Source organism: Chitinophaga sp. XS-30 (assembly GCF_008086345.1).
Lineage (GTDB): Bacteria > Bacteroidota > Bacteroidia > Chitinophagales > Chitinophagaceae > Chitinophaga.
On the sequence record NZ_CP043006.1, the window covers coordinates 3356519 to 3373382 of the forward strand.

Annotated in this window: 16 protein-coding genes; 14 read left to right on the top strand and 2 right to left on the bottom strand. The window is 51.1% G+C overall.

Annotated elements, in window-relative coordinates:
- Positions 1-52 precede the first annotated feature (52 nt).
- Positions 53-1525 (top strand): cardiolipin synthase, encoded by a 1473-nt coding sequence (gene cls, locus FW415_RS13780; protein ID WP_148385958.1) that lies wholly within the window; start codon positions 53-55, stop codon positions 1523-1525.
- A gap of 93 nt (positions 1526-1618) precedes the next feature.
- On the opposite strand, the gene FW415_RS13785 is transcribed toward cls, so the two are convergent.
- Entirely contained in the window at positions 1619-3298 is a 1680-nt protein-coding gene (locus FW415_RS13785) for a CocE/NonD family hydrolase (protein WP_148385971.1), read from the bottom strand.
- A gap of 255 nt (positions 3299-3553) precedes the next feature.
- Here FW415_RS13785 and FW415_RS13790 point away from each other — a divergent pair, with 255 nt between their 5' ends.
- From FW415_RS13790 to FW415_RS13830, 9 genes are all read left to right on the top strand, one after another.
- On the top strand, positions 3554-3829 hold the full coding sequence (locus tag FW415_RS13790; protein ID WP_148385974.1) for a helix-turn-helix transcriptional regulator: 276 nt from the start codon (positions 3554-3556) through the stop codon (positions 3827-3829).
- 303 nt (positions 3830-4132) lie between these two features.
- Positions 4133-4609, top strand: a complete 477-nt coding sequence (locus tag FW415_RS13795) for a thioesterase family protein (protein ID WP_148385977.1) — start codon at positions 4133-4135, stop codon at positions 4607-4609.
- 97 nt (positions 4610-4706) lie between these two features.
- A complete protein-coding gene (locus FW415_RS13800) occupies positions 4707-5315 on the top strand; it encodes a TetR/AcrR family transcriptional regulator (protein ID WP_148385979.1) in 609 nt (202 codons plus the stop codon).
- A gap of 47 nt (positions 5316-5362) precedes the next feature.
- A complete protein-coding gene (locus tag FW415_RS13805) occupies positions 5363-6625 on the top strand; it encodes a TolC family protein (RefSeq protein WP_148385981.1) in 1263 nt (420 codons plus the stop codon).
- Between the two features lie 184 nt (positions 6626-6809).
- Positions 6810-7709, top strand: a complete 900-nt coding sequence (locus FW415_RS13810) for an HlyD family secretion protein (RefSeq protein ID WP_148385984.1) — start codon at positions 6810-6812, stop codon at positions 7707-7709.
- Between the two features lie 4 nt (positions 7710-7713).
- A complete protein-coding gene (locus tag FW415_RS13815; RefSeq protein WP_148385986.1) occupies positions 7714-8646 on the top strand; it encodes an ABC transporter ATP-binding protein in 933 nt (310 codons plus the stop codon).
- An 11-nt stretch (positions 8647-8657) separates the two neighbouring features.
- Complete coding sequence (locus FW415_RS13820; protein WP_148385989.1) at positions 8658-9389, top strand: ABC transporter ATP-binding protein; 732 nt, start codon at positions 8658-8660, stop codon at positions 9387-9389.
- 4 nt (positions 9390-9393) lie between these two features.
- Positions 9394-10500, top strand: coding sequence for an ABC transporter permease (locus FW415_RS13825; protein ID WP_148385992.1), 1107 nt, complete (start codon positions 9394-9396; stop codon positions 10498-10500).
- Positions 10500-11618, top strand: a complete 1119-nt coding sequence (locus FW415_RS13830; protein WP_148385995.1) for an ABC transporter permease — start codon at positions 10500-10502, stop codon at positions 11616-11618. Before FW415_RS13825 ends, FW415_RS13830 begins: the two co-directional genes overlap by 1 nt.
- Positions 11619-11669: 51 nt before the next feature.
- Here the strand turns inward: FW415_RS13830 and FW415_RS13835 are convergent, their stop codons facing one another.
- Complete coding sequence (locus FW415_RS13835; RefSeq protein ID WP_148385997.1) at positions 11670-13100, bottom strand: PLP-dependent aminotransferase family protein; 1431 nt, start codon at positions 13098-13100, stop codon at positions 11670-11672.
- Positions 13101-13234: 134 nt separating this feature from the next.
- On the opposite strand from FW415_RS13835, the gene FW415_RS25150 reads away from it, so the two are divergent.
- From FW415_RS25150 to FW415_RS13855, 4 genes are all read left to right on the top strand, one after another.
- Positions 13235-13990, top strand: coding sequence for a hypothetical protein (locus FW415_RS25150; protein WP_210420688.1), 756 nt, complete (start codon positions 13235-13237; stop codon positions 13988-13990).
- A 297-nt stretch (positions 13991-14287) separates the two neighbouring features.
- Positions 14288-14779, top strand: coding sequence for a DinB family protein (locus FW415_RS13845; RefSeq protein ID WP_168208816.1), 492 nt, complete (start codon positions 14288-14290; stop codon positions 14777-14779).
- Positions 14776-15261: a methylated-DNA--[protein]-cysteine S-methyltransferase gene (locus FW415_RS13850; RefSeq protein ID WP_246858741.1), complete on the top strand. Its 486-nt coding sequence runs from the start codon at positions 14776-14778 to the stop codon at positions 15259-15261. The genes FW415_RS13845 and FW415_RS13850 overlap by 4 nt, the downstream gene beginning before the upstream one ends.
- A gap of 141 nt (positions 15262-15402) precedes the next feature.
- A complete protein-coding gene (locus tag FW415_RS13855; protein ID WP_148386000.1) occupies positions 15403-16830 on the top strand; it encodes a pyridoxal-dependent decarboxylase in 1428 nt (475 codons plus the stop codon).
- Positions 16831-16864: the final 34 nt, after the last annotated feature.

The window sequence follows — 16864 nt, forward strand, 5'->3', positions numbered from 1 at the left end:
TTTACATCCTTCCGCCGAATAACGTATTATTGTACACGTTTATCAACACACTATGTGGCAATTCATCCTGGATCACTGGCAAGCCATCGGCATTATTATTCTTTACGGCATTACAACGCTGGTAGCTGTTAAAGCGCTGCTGGAAACAAAGACCACCGGTAAGACCCTGGCCTATCTCATGCTGCTGTTCTTTCTGCCCGGCATCGGGGTGCTCGTGTACCTGCTGGTGGGGATGAACAGAAGGGTGAACCGCATCTACAGCCGTAAATGGCTTAGCAACGTACGGCTCTCCGAACGCCTGCAAACCTACCTGCAGCAGGAGAACCGCCAGACACTGACGGAACACTCCGCCCTTGTCAGCAACAAAACCGGCATTGCCCGCCTGCTGTTCCGGGATTCCCTGTCACCCATCACGGCAGACAATGAAGCCATCCTGCTGCTCAACGGGGAAGAGAAATTCCCGTTGCTCCGGGAAGCCCTGCTGGGCGCCAAACATCACATCCACCTGGAATATTACATCTTCGAGGAAGGTATCATCGGCAGCGAGCTTATTGAAATATTGCAGGCAAAGGCCAGGGCCGGCGTAGAAGTGCGGTTCATTTATGATGATTTCGGCAGCAGCGATATCAACCGCCGCTTCCTGAAACAGATGCGCGCCAGCGGCATACAGGTATTTCCCTTCTATCGCGTACGGCTGCTCGCCAACCGGCTCAATTACCGCAACCACCGGAAGATAGTGGTGGTGGACGGCCATACCGGTTTCATCGGCGGCATCAATGTGGCAGACCGTTATATCAACCACCCGGATTACCGGAAAGCGCATCCCGACTGGCCCTTCTGGCGGGATACGCATCTCTGCATCAAAGGCCCGGGTGTGCATACCCTGCAATTCCTGTTTATGGGCGACTGGAATTTCTGTGCCGATGTGGATATGCCCATTACCCACGAATATTTCCCGGATATCCCTGACACCGGGGACGATCTCGTGCAGATCGCCGCCAGCGGCCCGGATTCCGAACGCTCCTCCATCATGCTCTCTTATCTCGCCGCCATCAACCAGGCGGAAAAGTCCGTGTACATTACCACGCCATATTTCATTCCCAACGATTCCGTACTGCATGCCCTGCAACAGGCCGCGCTTTCCGGCCGGGACGTACGCCTGCTGGTGCCCTCCGTCAGCGACAGCAAAGTGGTGAATATGGCATCCGAATCGTTCTATGAAGACCTGCTGACCTGCGGTGTGCGCGTCTTCCGCTACAACAAGGGATTTGTGCACGCAAAAACCATGGTGGTGGATGAGAACCTGTCCGTTATCGGTACCGCCAATATGGATATCCGCAGCTTCGATTTTAACTTTGAGGTAAATGCATTCGTGTACAGCAAGCAAATGAACTGGAAGCTCACGGAGGCATTTCTGCAGGACCTGATGCATTGCACGGAACTGACGCTGGAAGCCTGGGTGGAGCGCGGCCGCTGGAAGAGGCTGGGGGAGGCCGTGGTAAAACTGTTCTCGCCGTTGTTGTAGCAACTCGCCGTATTTTAACAATAACCGTCAAGCGTTGCCTGATCGTTCATTTTGCAGCATAGACGATCAGTGCCCGGTGCTCTTTTTGTCTGTTTAATCTTTCCAGACAGGAACTTTAATGTAACTTTCGTTGTGCCATTTTATTTGCAATGGTTCTTTGGCATCTCCTGTTGTTTCATCTGAAACAGGTTTTCCTGAACCATAGTTTATAATTTCAAAAGGATGTTTATTGATATTAAGCAAAATGACCAGACGGCTTCCCCTGTTGATTTTCTTGCTTACAAACCGGGTATTGTCAAAAGGGATATTTTCTATTTTACCGGGATGCAATAGCTGTCTTTTTGAATTGTCTTTAGCATAACTTGCCCTGCCAACATACCGGGTAAGGAAAAAATATTTTCCGTTGGGCATTAACTCATACAGCGCAAGCGAAACATCCATATCCTTTTTATTGATTGTTGTGAATAGATTTCCAGTGAAAGAGCCGGTTATCGAAAAATCTTTCTCAAAAGGCTCCGATGCGAATATTAATCCACCACTTGCATTCAACGTATCAAAGATAATTTCCGGTGTGAAATAATTGTTCTGACTTTTCCTGTCCTTGAAATCTACCGTTTGTTTTTGAAATCCTTTCTTTTCGGGCTTCTGAACACAGAGTGTCTTATTGTCCAGATAAAAAGTCAGCGTGTCGTTGCTTGTACTTTGTAAGGTGGGGGCATGTATCCACTCATTTGTCCCCATAAGCTGATAGTTGACTTTGTTTTTCAGCAGATCAGGTTTAGATTTGCCCTTCAGAATGTAGTCAAGCCAGTCATAAGCCAAATTCATCATGTTGATATTTGCTACACTGTCAATTTCGTAACCCATTAGTATTTTTGCAGGTTTGCGTTGACCTCCCCAATGGTCATAAGGCCCGATAACAAAATAGTGGTTGGCATTTTTGTTGTATTTGTTATGAAGTTTGAAATATTGAAGGGCCCCGATCTGGGAGCCATCGTAATACCCCGTTGTAGTCAGGACGGGAATATTGATTTTAGCGTATTCCGCCGGTGCAGGAACCATCGATTGCCAATAACCATCATAATCCGGATGGGACAGCCATTTTTGGAAAACCGGGTTTTTATAGCCAGCCAGACTATCCATATTTTTAAAAGCAATGCCATTTTCAAACCATTCAAAAGGCAGGCTTCTCCTTAAAGGTTCTTTTTTATAGATATTGTCATGAGGCCAATACAAACCCAAATTCATCTGCACATTGTTTTCCATCGGAACATCATAACCCGGCATAACCGCCACTTGTGGAACAATTGTTTTTAAAGCAGAGTGAATGTTTTTAGCTGTTGCCCATTGAGAATAACCTGTATAGCTGCCGCCATACATTCCTACATTTCCATCGCACCAGGGTTGTTTACTGATCCAGTCTATAATATCATAAATATCTGTCCCTTCATGTTCGTAAGGAGCATAGTGTTTTAAATCAGTCTTTATGCCACGAGCATAGACCACAATTCCTGCATAGTTTCTATCGGCAGACTTCTTGCCGAAAAAAGCATCGTTTGCATCCTGGTAGTATGTAGTATAAAACAAGATTGCCGGTAGCGGTGCGGTGTTGTTCTTTTTCCGAACAATAATTGCAGCAATATCAACGCCGCTTCGTGTTGTAATCAGAACACTGTCTTGAATTACGTAGTCACTGTCATTTTGAATTGCTTGTTGAGCAAATGCTATTGTGCCGGTAGCCAGTACAAAAAGCACGCAAAGTAAATATTTCATTGTTTTTGTAGTATCCTGATTGTTTCCAGATGTCGTCATAGCTTGACGCCAAGCCGCCAAATCACATTTGACTATCCCTGCACAACGAATATAGTAAAATATAAAATATTCATTTAGCGCTAATAAAGAACCATATCTATTGTTATTACATACCTGAAGTTGTGAACCAAAAGAGCTTTCTATTGTACACAGGAGTTTTTTTTAAAAATAAATCGATAAGTTTCGATATTTCAAAATTGTTCCTATATTTGCATCATGAACGCAGCGATAGCGATGGTTGAAAAAGCAGCGAATGCACTGGCGGACAAGCACCGGATGGCGATTCTGATGAGTATTGCCTGTAAGGACTGTGTCTGCTGCGGCGATATTAAAGATCTGACCTGCCTTTCTCAACCGACGGTTTCGCATCACATCAAAATATTGGTAGACAGCGGCGTGCTGATCAGCACGAAAGAAGGACGAAATATCCAGCTGACCATTAATAAAGAGATGATGAAGCAACTGTCCATGTTCTTCCTGCAATTGAGTTGACTTTTTTTTGATTTGATATATCGATATTCTTAAATAAATCTATATAAACTCAACATAAATCCAACATCAGCCACCAATCCTGTGTACAGCAATTTGGGCATTGTTGTACACAGGGGCGGGACTGGTGGAGGGCATAAAGACGAGCAAAAGATACAATCGTGGGTTGTTAATTAGTAAGACTGCATATTTTCATGATCCCATTGTGACCCTGATGCGTTAAAAACAAATTGACATAGCAACGCCGGGCAGTTTCGCACTGTTCCCGGCTTTTTTTCTTACATTCATTACCTAAACCATGCAAAGATGATCATCAAGGAACCGGAAACTCCCTACCTGATCCGCTTCAACGATTGCGACCCTTTCGGGCATTTGAACAATGCCGCTTATTTGAATTATTTTATGAATGCGCGGGAAGACCATCTCTCTGCTTCTTATGGTCTGCATCTGAAGGAATATGCCGTAAAAGGACTAGGATGGGTAGTTACCCAGCACCAGATCGCGTATCTGAAACCCGCATTCGTATCGGAAAAGGTGCATATCTTCTCCCGGGTGCTGGATTTTTCCATGCAGCACATCCAGGTGGAAATGTGGATGACGGACGATGCGAAGAAAAAGATAAAATCGTTCCTCTGGTCCACCTTCGCACACATCGATCTGAAAACCGGCAAACGTGCGGAGCATGACCCGGCACTGATGGAACTGTTGGGGCAGATAAAGGTTGACCATTCCGGCATTACCGGCTTTGATGACCGGGTGGCGGCGATGCTGCAGCCCCGGTAGCAGGACGCAACAAAAAAAATCCGTTGAAAATTTGGAAGATCATACCGAAATCATATCTTTGTCCCTGTATTAACCATTTGGTTAAACAACTTAGTTGATGCAGACGAACAATACAACAGAACAGCAGATCATTGCCGCCGCCCGGAAAATATTCGTGCAGAAGGGGCTGGCAGGCGCCAGGATGCAGGATATTGCCGATGAAGCAGGCATCAACAAGGCCATGTTGCATTATTATTACCGCAGTAAGGACAGGTTGTTCGAGATCGTGTTCGAGGAAGCTGTAGGGCAATTGCTGTCCGGCGTGAACGATATTTTTCAGGCGGATATGACGCCGCGGGAAAAGATCGTTGCGGCGGTGGACCATTACATCACCTCGCTGGGCCGGGCGCCTTATCTGCCCCTGTTCGTGGTGCATGAGATCAGTCAGAATCCGGAACGCATTCTGCAAAGGTTTGCCAGTACCACATTATTGCCGAACATCGGCCTGTTCCTGAAAGAGCTGGCCGTGGAAATGGAGCAGGGGCGTATGCGCAAGGTAGATCCCTGGCAGCTGATGGTCAGCCTCATTTCCATGTGTGTGTTCCCCTTTGTGGGCAAGCCCTTGCTGCAGGCTGTTTTTCAGATAAATGACAAGACGTTTGCAAAGATGATGGAAGAGCGGAAACACTTCATTACAGATTTTGTGCTGACCTCGCTGGAGCCCTGATTTTTTTGCCGTGCAATTAACCAAATAGTTAAATAAACGAGTTAATTATGAAACCTTTACCCCCTTTGCTTTTGCTGTTACTGCTTTTACAGGCAGCCCTCGCCCAGGAGCCTTTGCTCAGCCTGGATTCGGCCCGTCAGCAGGCGCGGCGGAACTATCCGCTGCTGCGGCAGCAGGCAGCGCAGGACAACATCACCCGCCTGCAGCTCCGCAACATCCGCACGAACTTTCTGCCGCAGGTGGAGCTGAACGGCCAGGCCACGTACCAGTCCGCCGTTACTTCCATTCCCATCAAACTCCCGAATGTGGACATTCCGGAGCTTTCGCGCGATCAGTATAAAGCCACCGTTGACGTAAAGCAGCTGATCTATGATGGCGGCGCAACGGCCAGCCAGCGGGAGTTGCAGCTGGCCTTGCAACAGGCCGAACGCCAGAAGGTGGAAGTGGAGCTTTACAAGCTGGAGCAGCAGGTGCTGCAGGTTTATTTCAATGCCCTGCTGTGGAATGAGCATATCGCAGCCCGTGAGCAGATGCTGGCGGAAGTGAAACAACGGAAGGAACGTTTGGGGGCCGGCGTAGCCAATGGCACTGTGCTGGCCAGCCAGGTGGACCAGTTGCAGGCAGAACTGCTGAAAACGGAGCAACAGCTTTTTGAAGCGAAAACAGGCAGGGCCACGGCATATAAAGTGATGTCGATGCTCACCGGGAAGGAATTGGCGGAGAATACCCGGCTGAAATTGCCCCCGGCCGCCGGGGAACAAAATGAAACGCTGAACCGCCCGGAGTTGAAACTGTTCAGCCTGCAAACCGGTGTGCTGCAGCAGCAGTCGAAACTCACCGGCACCCGCGCCATGCCCAGGCTCAGCGCCTTTGCACAAGGCGGTTACGGCAGGCCCGGGCTCAATATGCTGGAGAATAAATTCGACTTCTACTACCTCGCCGGCCTGCGCCTTAACTGGACGCTCTGGAACTGGCGGAGCAACCGCACGGAACAGGCCGTGATCCGGGAGCAGGAAGAACAGTTGCGCGCACAGTCGGACGCCTTTTCTCTAAACACCCGTACGCAGCTGCAGCAACAATCCTCCGAGATCACCAATCTAGCTGCAGCCATTGAAAAAGACCAGGAGATACTGGAACTGAGAACGAAGGTAAAACAGGTGTCCGCCGCCCAGCTGGATAATGGAGTGTTGACCGTGCATGATTATCTCACGGACCTCCATGCGGAAACGCAGGCCCTGATCGAAAAGAGAACGCACGAGATACAGCTGGTGTATGCCAGATTAAATTACCAGGTTATTAAAGGGTATTGAACAGATGAAATAGCATTCCATCTGCCCCGTAAAAAATAAACATGAACAGATGAAATAGCATTCCATCTGCCCCGTAAAAAATAAACATGAACAGATGAAATAGCATTCCATCTGCCCCGTAAAAAATAAACATGAACAGATGAAATACCATTCCATCTGCCCCGTAAAAAATAAACATGAACAGATGAAAACAACGGTAACGATTATACTTTCTGCGATCCTCTTTGCCGCATGCAACGGAGGAGATGCCGCCGCCGACGCCTACGGCAATTTTGAATCCACAGAGATCATCGTATCGGCGGAGGCCACCGGCAGGCTGCTTCGCTTTGATGTGGAAGAAGGTACGATACTGCCCGCCCGCACAGTGGTCGGCGCCATAGATTCCACGCAGCTCAGTTTGAAAAAGGCCCAACTGGGCGCCAACATCGAGGCGGTGCTTAGCAAACGGCCTGACGTATCTCCGCAACTGGGAGTCATCCGCCAGCAGATCGCCACCTGGCAGCGGGAAAAACAAAGAGTGGAGAACCTGCTCAAAGCCAATGCCGCCACCACAAAACAACTGGATGATGTCAACGCCAGGATAGCCGAACTGGAAAAACAATACGCCTCAACAGCTTCCTCCCTGCAAACGCAGGTCAGCGGCCTGACCAGCGAAACCCAGCCGCTGCGCTACCAGGTGGAACAGGTGGAGGAACAGCTGGCGCAATCCCGCATCATCAATCCTGTAGAAGGCACGGTGCTGGTAAAATACGTGGAGAACGGGGAAGTGGTGAGCTTCGGCAAGCCGCTGTACAAAATAGCGGACCTCCGCACCATGTACCTCCGCGCTTACATCTCCGGAGACCAGCTGGGCCAGGTGAAAACAGGGCAGGAGGTAATAGTGCAGACGGATCTGCCCGGCGGGGAGATGAAAAGCTGGAAAGGCACCATCAGCTGGATCTCCGCTGAAGCAGAGTTCACGCCCAAGACCATTCAGACGAAAGAGGAAAGAGTACAGCTGGTGTACGCGCTGAAAGTGAAAGTAGAAAACGATGGCGGCCTGAAAATAGGCATGCCCGGCGAAATACGGTTATCCAAAAACTGAGCTTATGCAACCTGTAGTAGTACAAAATATCCATAAAAGCTTCGGCGATGTGAAAGCGCTGCATGATATTTCCTTTACCGTGGAGGAAGGGGAACTGTTCGGGCTGATCGGTCCTGATGGCGCCGGGAAATCCACCCTGTTCCGCATCCTGACCACCTTGCTGCTGGCCGATGAGGGCACGGCATATGTGAATGGCTCCGATGTGGTGAAGGACTACCGTTCCGTACGCAGCCAGGTGGGCTATATGCCGGGGAAATTCTCGCTTTACCAGGACCTCACCATCGAAGAGAACCTGAATTTTTTTGCCACCATCTTCAACACCGCTGTGGAAGAAAATTACGAGCTGATCAGGGATATCTATGAGCAGATCGCACCATTCAAAAACAGGCCCGCCGGCAAGTTGTCCGGGGGGATGAAACAGAAGCTGGCCCTGTGCTGCGCGTTGGTGCACAAACCGCAGGTGCTTTTCCTGGATGAGCCGACCACCGGTGTGGACCCGGTCTCGCGGCAGGAGTTCTGGGAGATGCTGAAGCGCCTGAAAACAAAAGGCATTCCCATCCTGGTATCCACACCGTACATGGATGAAGCTACGCTTTGCGACCGGGTGGCGCTGATACAGCAGGGCCGCATCATGCAGATCAATACACCGGCAGCCATCGTGGAAGGTTTCGGAAGACCGGTATGGGCCGTGCGTGCTGTGAATATGTATCGTTTGCTGACAGATATCCGCGCGTTCGAAGGCACGCACAGCTGCTTCGCATTCGGTGAATACCTGCACGTAACGCTGGATGCAGCCGTATCTGAACTGGAAACTTACCTGCAACCACTGGAGCATGAAGCGCTGCAGGTTCTTCCCGCAACGCCGGGGATTGAAGATTCGTTCATGCAGCTGATGCAGCAAAACGAGGCGGTAGAGGAACGAGCACATCAACATTAAAACAGCACCGGATGAAAAACTATGCGATCATCACAAAAGCCCTGACCAAACGTTTCGGCAATTTCACCGCTACGGACGCCATCACCTTTGAAGTGGCGCAGGGAGAGATATTCGGTTTCCTGGGAGCCAACGGCGCGGGAAAGACCACGGCCATGCGCATGCTTTGCGGCCTGCTCACCCCCACCAGCGGAGAAGCCATGGTAGCCGGCTACGACATTTACCGGCAAACGGAGCAGGTGAAGCGCCGTATCGGTTACATGAGCCAGAAATTTTCGTTGTATGAAGACCTTACCGTAAAGGAGAATATCCGTTTCTACGGCGGCATCTACGGCCTCGGATATGCCCAGATCAGGGAAAAGACCGCCGCGCTGCTGCAAAAACTGCAAATGGAAAAGGAAGGCAATATGCTGGTCAGCTCCCTGCCCCTTGGCTGGAAGCAGAAGCTGTCCTTCTCCATCGCTGTCATTCACGATCCTTCCATCGTGTTCCTGGATGAGCCTACCGGGGGCGTGGACCCGATCACCCGCCGCCAGTTCTGGGACCTTATCTATGAAGCGGCGGACAGGGGCGTGACCATTTTTGTGACTACGCATTATATGGATGAGGCGGAGTATTGCAACCGTATTTCCATTATGGTGGACGGGAAGATCAAAGCGCTGGACACGCCGCACAAACTGAAAGAACAATTCAACGCCGGTTCCATGAACCAGGTATTCCTGCAATTGGCAAGAGCAAAATCATAGTACTATGCGTCAGTTCCTGGTATTTGTCAGAAAAGAATGTTACCATATTTTCCGCGACAAGCGTACGTTACTGATCCTGTTCGGCATGCCGGTCGTGCTGATCGTGCTGTTCGGTTTTGCGATCACCAACGAGATCCATCAAGCGCAGATCGCTGTGCTGGACCATTCGCAGGATGCCTTCAGCCACCGGCTGATCAACCGGATGACCGCTTCCGGTCATTTTGCGGTGAGCCATTACCTTTCTTCCCGCGATGCGGTGGAAACGGCATTCCGGGAAGGAGATATCAAACTGGTATTGGTGATCCCCGACCGGTTCGGGCACGATTTTCATCACGCCCGCAAAGCGCCCCTGCAACTCATCACCGATTCATCAGACCCCAATACCGCCACAACATTGACCAATTACGCCAATGCCATCATCATGCAGTACCAGGAGGAAATGGGTGGTAAAACGGACCTGCCTTTAACGATCACCACAGCGGTGCGGATGGAATACAATCCTTCGCTCAAGGGCGTTTTCCTCTTCGTCCCCGGGGTGATGACGCTGATCCTCATGCTGGTGTCCGCCATGATGACCTCCATCACCATCACACGGGAGAAAGAGCTGGGTACGATGGAAATACTGCTGGTATCGCCGCTGCGCCCGCTGTTGATCATCGCCGGGAAAGTACTGCCATACATCGCCCTGTCATTCATCATCTCCCTGCTGATCCTGGCGATGGGTTACTGGGTGTTCGGCATGCCCGTGAAAGGCAGCCTTGTGCTGTTGCTGCTGGAATGCCTGTTGTTTGGCCTCACCGCTTTGTCCCTCGGTATCCTCATATCTACCATCACCAATTCCCAGCAAACGGCCATGATGATCTCCATGATGGGGCTGCTGCTGCCGACCATTCTTTTGTCGGGCTTCGTATTCCCGCTGGAGAGCATGCCGGTGCCGCTGCGGGTATTGTCCAATATCTTCCCGGCAAAATGGTTCATCATTATCCTGAAGAACATCATGCTGAAAGGCGGCGGCCTGCAACAGGTCTGGCTGCCTACGCTGATCCTCTCGGGGATGACGGTATTTTTCCTGGGACTGAGTATCCGCAACTTTAAAACAAGATTAAGCTGATGCGTACCCTCTTTTTCATATTACAGAAAGAGTTCCTGCAGATCTTCCGCAACCGCTCTATGCTGCCCATCATTTTTGTGGTGCCCGTGGTACAGTTGCTGGTGCTGTCTTTTGCCGCCAATTACGAGATCAGGAACCTCACTATTGATATCGTGGACCAGGATGGTTCATCCTGGAGCCGTCAGTTGCGGGACAAGCTGCTGGCTTCCGGTTATTTTTCCCTGCACCGCCAGACCTGGGACCCCAAAACGGCGTACAACGATCTTGCGATGGACCGGGCGGACCTGGTGCTGACCATTCCGCCGCATTTTGAGCGGGACCTGGTGCGGGAAGATGAAGCCCGTTTGCATATCATGGTCAATGCCATCAACGGCAGCAAGGCCGGTCTTGCGGCGGGATATGCCAGCAGCATCATCGGCAGCTTCAACCGGCAGCTGCGGCTGGACTGGCTGGCGCTGGATGAAGACGACGGCCCCGCCCGCATCGCGGTTGACCAGCGGTATTGGTACAACCCGGACATGAATTACAAGTATTTCATGGTGCCGGGCATATTAGGCGTGCTGGTCACGCTGATCGGCGGGTTTCTCTCCGGCATGAACATCGTGAAAGAAAAGGAGACCGGTACAATAGAGCAGATAAATGTAACGCCTATACGCAAATTTCATTTCATTATCGGAAAGCTGCTGCCTTTCTGGATCATAGCGTTGTTTGAACTGGGATTCGGATTGGTGGCCGGCTTGCTGGTGTTCAACCTCCCGGTGGAAGGGAATATCGTCTGGGTATTCCTTTACGCCGCAGTGTACCTGCTGGCGATCCTGGGCCTGGGGCTGCTGATCTCCACATTTACCGATACCCAGCAGCAGGCCATGTTCATTTCCTGGTTTTTCCTGATCATTTTTATTTTGATGGGAGGGCTTTTTACACCGATAGAAAGCATGCCGGTATGGGCGCAAAAGATCACGTTGTTCAACCCCGCGGCTTATTTCATCAAAGTGATACGGATGGTGATGCTGAAAGGCAGCGGTTGGGCGGATATCCGGTATTACTTCGGTATCATGTTCGTGTTTGCGGCGGTGATCAATGGTATTGCCATCTGGAATTACCGTAAAACCGTTTAGTAAACAGTTGTAGGGTAACAGACGGCCGGGGCATTTTTGCCCTGGCCATTTTTATGAACGCCCCTGCAGCAACTGGTGCGCCAGTTTGCCGATGGTTTTCAGGCCATCGTCCATCTGTTTGCTCCAGGGATGGCTGTGGCTGATGCGCAGGCAGTTATTGTACCGGTCCTGCAGCGAGAATATCCTGCCCGGGGCGAAGCTCACCTTCTTTTTCATGGCCAGATCATACAGCTCAAAAGTATTGATAGCCTGGTTCAGCTCCAGCCACAATACATAGCCGCCCTGGGGGCGGGTAACGCAGGTGTCTTCCGGGAAGTAGTCCGCAATGGCCTGCTGGTACCGGAGGCATTGGGTGTGCAGCATTTTGCGGAGGTTGCGGAGATGGTGCTCATACCGCCCGTTCTCCAGAAAATGTGCAATGGCCGCCTGGGGGAGGGTCGCGCTGGATACGGAGTGATTGAGCTTGAGGCGGAGGACCTTGTCTTTATACTTGCCCGGCATCGTCCACCCCACACGGTAGCCGGGGGCGAGGGATTTGGAGAAGGAATTGCACAGCAGCACATTGCCGTAACGATCGTACTGCTTGCAGCTGGAAGGCCGTGTTTTCCCGAAATACAGATCGGCATAGATATCATCTTCGATGAGCGGGATATCATATTTGTTCACCAGCTTCACCAGCTCCCGCTTGTTCTTGTCCGGCATGCAGGCGCCGAGCGGGTTGGAAAAGTTGGTCACAAAAATGCAGGCTTTGATCCTGAATTTGGGAATGGCTTTATCCAGATACTCCAGGTCCACCCCCGTGACCGGGTTGGTGGGCAGTTCCAGTACCTTCAGCCCGAGGCTTTCCGCCAGCTGGAAGGTGCCGCAGTAGGCGGGGCTTTCCAGTGCAATGACATCGCCCGGTTGGGTGGTAGCGGAGAGGCATAAGGTGAGTGCGTCCATGCATCCGGTGGTGGTCACGATATCCTCTTCGGTAAAAGTGGTCACGCCCCAGTGCATGTTCATCCGCGCGATCTGGCGTCTCAGCTGCAGGTTGCCCTGGAGGTTCTCGTAGTTCACGCCGCCTGCGGGCAGTGCGCGCATGGCCTGAATGAGCGATTTGCTGAGCCTGGCGGCGGGCAGCAACTCCTCCGGAGGGGCCGCTACGTTGAAACGCAGAACGTCATCGGGATTGAGGTGGTTGAACACTTCGGTGATCATATCCCCGACATTCACTTCCGAGGCCTTTTTGACGGGACGGCAGGCTTTGGGCATTTCCGGCAGGCGGCGGGGAGAGAAGCGCACGTAGTAGCCGGATTTGGGACGCGGCTCGATGTAGCCCTTGCTTTCCAGGTGATAGTACGCCTGGAAGACGGTGCTCATGCTGATACCCTGTTCTTTGCTCAGGGAGCGGACGGAAGGGAGCTTGTCGCCGGTCTTCATCACTTCTTTTTCGATCATGGCCTGGATGCGGTCAGCCACCTGGAGATATAGATGTTCCATAAAAGCGAATTGTACTGATCTGGTCAAAATTACGGAAATGGGAACTGTTTGGTGAGAATTTTATGTGATAAATATTTTTCCGGATATTGGGATATAATGTATGTTTATATTTTAAACCCAACACCCTTTACACTATGAAAAAGTTTGTAAATCCGTTTTTGCTGTTTTTACTCTGCTGTACATCCCTGAATGCTCTTGCTCAGAACCATTTTCCCGGAACAGGTAATGTGGGGATTGGTACGACAGCGCCCGTTAATAAATTGACCATTGACAATGGTGCAACAAGAGATGGCCTGACCATTCTGAGCGATGGAAGTAATGTCGTTTATTCCGATATCAATTTCAGGGTGAAGGATTTATCTGCTTTTCCGGCGGGGAATGTACATAACTGGGTCATCTCACACAGAAAAGACGGATATTTTTCCGGCGGGCCAACATTGTCCTCACTGGAATTTTATGGCTCGCGTCCTGGCGGCGGATATGTTGCGCCGCTTGTTTTTGAAGCGAATGGAGATGTAATATTAGCTTCTCCATATGCGGTGTCCAGAAGCGGGAACGTGGGAATAGGTTTGTTGAACCCCCAATACAAACTGACGGTAGCCGGCACTATCGGCGCCCGTAAAATGAAGGTCACACAGGAAACCTGGGCGGATTTCGTATTCGGACCGGAGTATCAGCTGCCTTCGCTGCAGGAACTGGATGCCTACATCAAAGTGCATCAACATCTGCCGGACATGCCTTCGGAATCGGAAGTGCTGGCGGATGGGCTTGATCTCGGGGAAATGAACCGGAAATTATTGCAGAAAGTGGAGGAGTTGACGCTGTATATTATTGAACAGGATAAGCGGATTAAGGTTTTAGAGTCCCGGAGTGTTGCCGGGAAGGATTGAAATCACTGCCGATCATTGCCTGCTATTGGAAGTATCGGAAGGTGCTTTGGGATTTGACGTGATAGAAAAAACGGAACTTATGCAATGTAAGAGTGAAGGGTAAATGATGCATTTTATCTAAATTAAGTCAGTCGGCTGACGCAATTTAGCTAAATTAGGTCAGTCGACTGACGCAATTACGATAATTGCCGGTCTGTTTCAACAGAACAACTCACATAGATGCTGCTGCCCATCAGGGACATCGCTCCATATTTATCCCCGATATTCCATAACTTTACCCTCCATTCAATCATTCAAATGAGCCAGTTGACCTTACCCTTCTCCCTCGATAAACGCCTGCGCGTCCAGCATCTCGCCCTGGAAGAGATCATCGGCGCCGTTCCGGAAGAACAGCTGCATCTGGACCTGCGCCCGGGTAAATGGACGGCTTTCGAGAATGCCGCGCACCTCGCCGCTTTCCATCATGTTTACAAAAAACGCATAGAAAGAATGATGAAAGAAGATGCGCCTGTATTTGAGCCGTATATCTGGGAGGAAGATAAACGTTTTGCGGAGTTCAAGGATATGCGGAAAGATATCCTGCTTGAACAATACGTACAGGATCGCCAGGACCTGATCGCCCTGGTGGATACGCTTTCCGGAACGGATCTGCAACGTACCGGCATACATGGCGTGTACGGACAGTTCAGCATTGCGCACTGGCTGGAAATGTTCGTGTTGCATGAAGCCCGCCATCTGTACATCATCTTTCAACTGGCACATACAAAGCATAAGCAACCATTATTATGACTACCGAAGCAGCCGAGCAACTCATCTATACCCAATCCCCTGTGGGGATGATTGCGATATACGGTACCGCGGAATACATCAGGGCCGTGTCTTTTATCGATGATGAAAAAGCGCCGTCAACACCGGAGGCCGCGCCGCTGCTGCATACCTGCGCGTTGCAGTTGCAGGAGTATTTCGATAAGAAAAGAACAGTGTTCGACTTTCCCATCGCGCAACCCGGAACACCTTTCCAGCAAACGGTCTGGCACCACCTCACCACCATTCCCTATGGGGAGACCATCACTTATCTTGCCCTGGCCAAACGGATCGGCAATCCTAAAAGCATTCGTGCGGTGGGCACCACCAATGGCCGCAATCAACTGGCGGTGATCGTGCCCTGTCATCGTGTGATCGGCAGCAATGGCGCACTGACCGGCTATGCCGGTGGCTTGTGGCGTAAACAATGGCTGCTGGACCATGAAAAGGGCGGCCTTTTGTTCTGATGACGAATGATGTTCGTCATGGATCATTCATTTTGATCAACCCATCTGATCTGGTCAAAATTTACAAAACTGAATCTGTTTTTTTATAGCAAAATGCCGGAATTTTGAGCTGTCAATTTTAAGACTTCGAAATCGCCGGTTATGAATGCTTCCTTTCGCCACGATCTTCTGCAATTTTCCGAACTGCTTCAGCAGACGGCTGATTATGCCGGTGACTTTCTCAGTCATCTTCACGAAGAGAAGGTGAGCAAGGCCATGCCTTCCTTTCCTGCTGCCGCATTACCGGAGAAGGGGATGGGCGCTGCGGCTGCGCTGGAAGCCTTTGATAACCGTTTCGGTGATCACCTGGTGGCGAATGCCGGCCCGCGTTACTTCGGTTTTGTGACAGGGGGCGTTACGCCCGCGGCTTTGGCCGGCGACTGGCTGGCTGCTACCATAGATATGAACCCGGCGGACAGATCGGCGGTATCTTACCATATTGAAACGGAAACCATTGCTTTATTGCGGCAGCTGTTCGGTTTGCCGGAAGACTACCTGGGTTGTTTTGTCAGTGGCGCTACCATGTCCAATTTCACGGGACTGGCCACCGCCAGGCAGTGGCTGGGAGCGCAGCAGGGGGTAGATGTGGCGGCAGACGGTGCAGCCGCGTTGAAAGCGGTACATATCCTTTCCGCCACGCCGCATTCCAGTGTGTATAAAGCCCTGTCCATGCTCGGCCTGGGACGTAATGCGCTCACACTGCTGCCCACGTTGCCGGACCGGGAAGCGGCAGACCTTCAGGCACTGAAAGCGTGGATTGCCGGGCATCCGGACCAGCCTTTCATTTATATTGCCAGTGCAGGTACAGTAAATACAGTAGATTTTGATGATCTGCAGGAACTGGCCGCACTGAAAAAAGAACACACATTCTGGTTGCACATCGATGCGGCATTCGGCGGTTTTGCAGCGGTAAGTCCGCGTTACCGGCATCTGCTCAACGGATGGGAAGCGGCGGACAGCATCACTATCGATGCGCATAAATGGCTGAACGTACCTTATGACGCCGCCATGATCTACACCCGTCATCCGCAGTTGCAGCTGGCCGTGTTCCAGAACCCGGGCGCCGCTTATCTCGGCGATCCCGCGGCAAACTTCAACTACATTCATTACGCCCCCGAGAACTCACGGCGGTTGCGCTCGCTTCCGGCCTGGTTCTCCCTGCAAGCCTACGGGGCGGAAGGCTACAGAGATATGGTCGAATCCAACATCCGGCTGGCCCGGCAATTGGGAGAACGGCTCGTACAGAGCGGGCACTTCCGGTTGCTGGCCCCGGTACGGATGTGCGTGGTCTGCTTTTCGCTGAACCAGCCGGCAGACCGGCTGCAGGAGCATATCCACCTGTTCCTGCAGCAGCTCGTCAAGCGGGGCCTTGTGTACCTGACACCTACCGTGTATAAAGGCACCCCCGCCATCAGGGCCGCACTGGTCAACTGGCGCACTACGGATCAGGATATCGACAAGGTCGTGCATGAACTGGAAACCATCGCCACAGCCATTTCAGACCTTTCCGCCATCATCGGCAACAATTGATTTAGAGGTTGATATTAATAGGAGCGGCGATGGG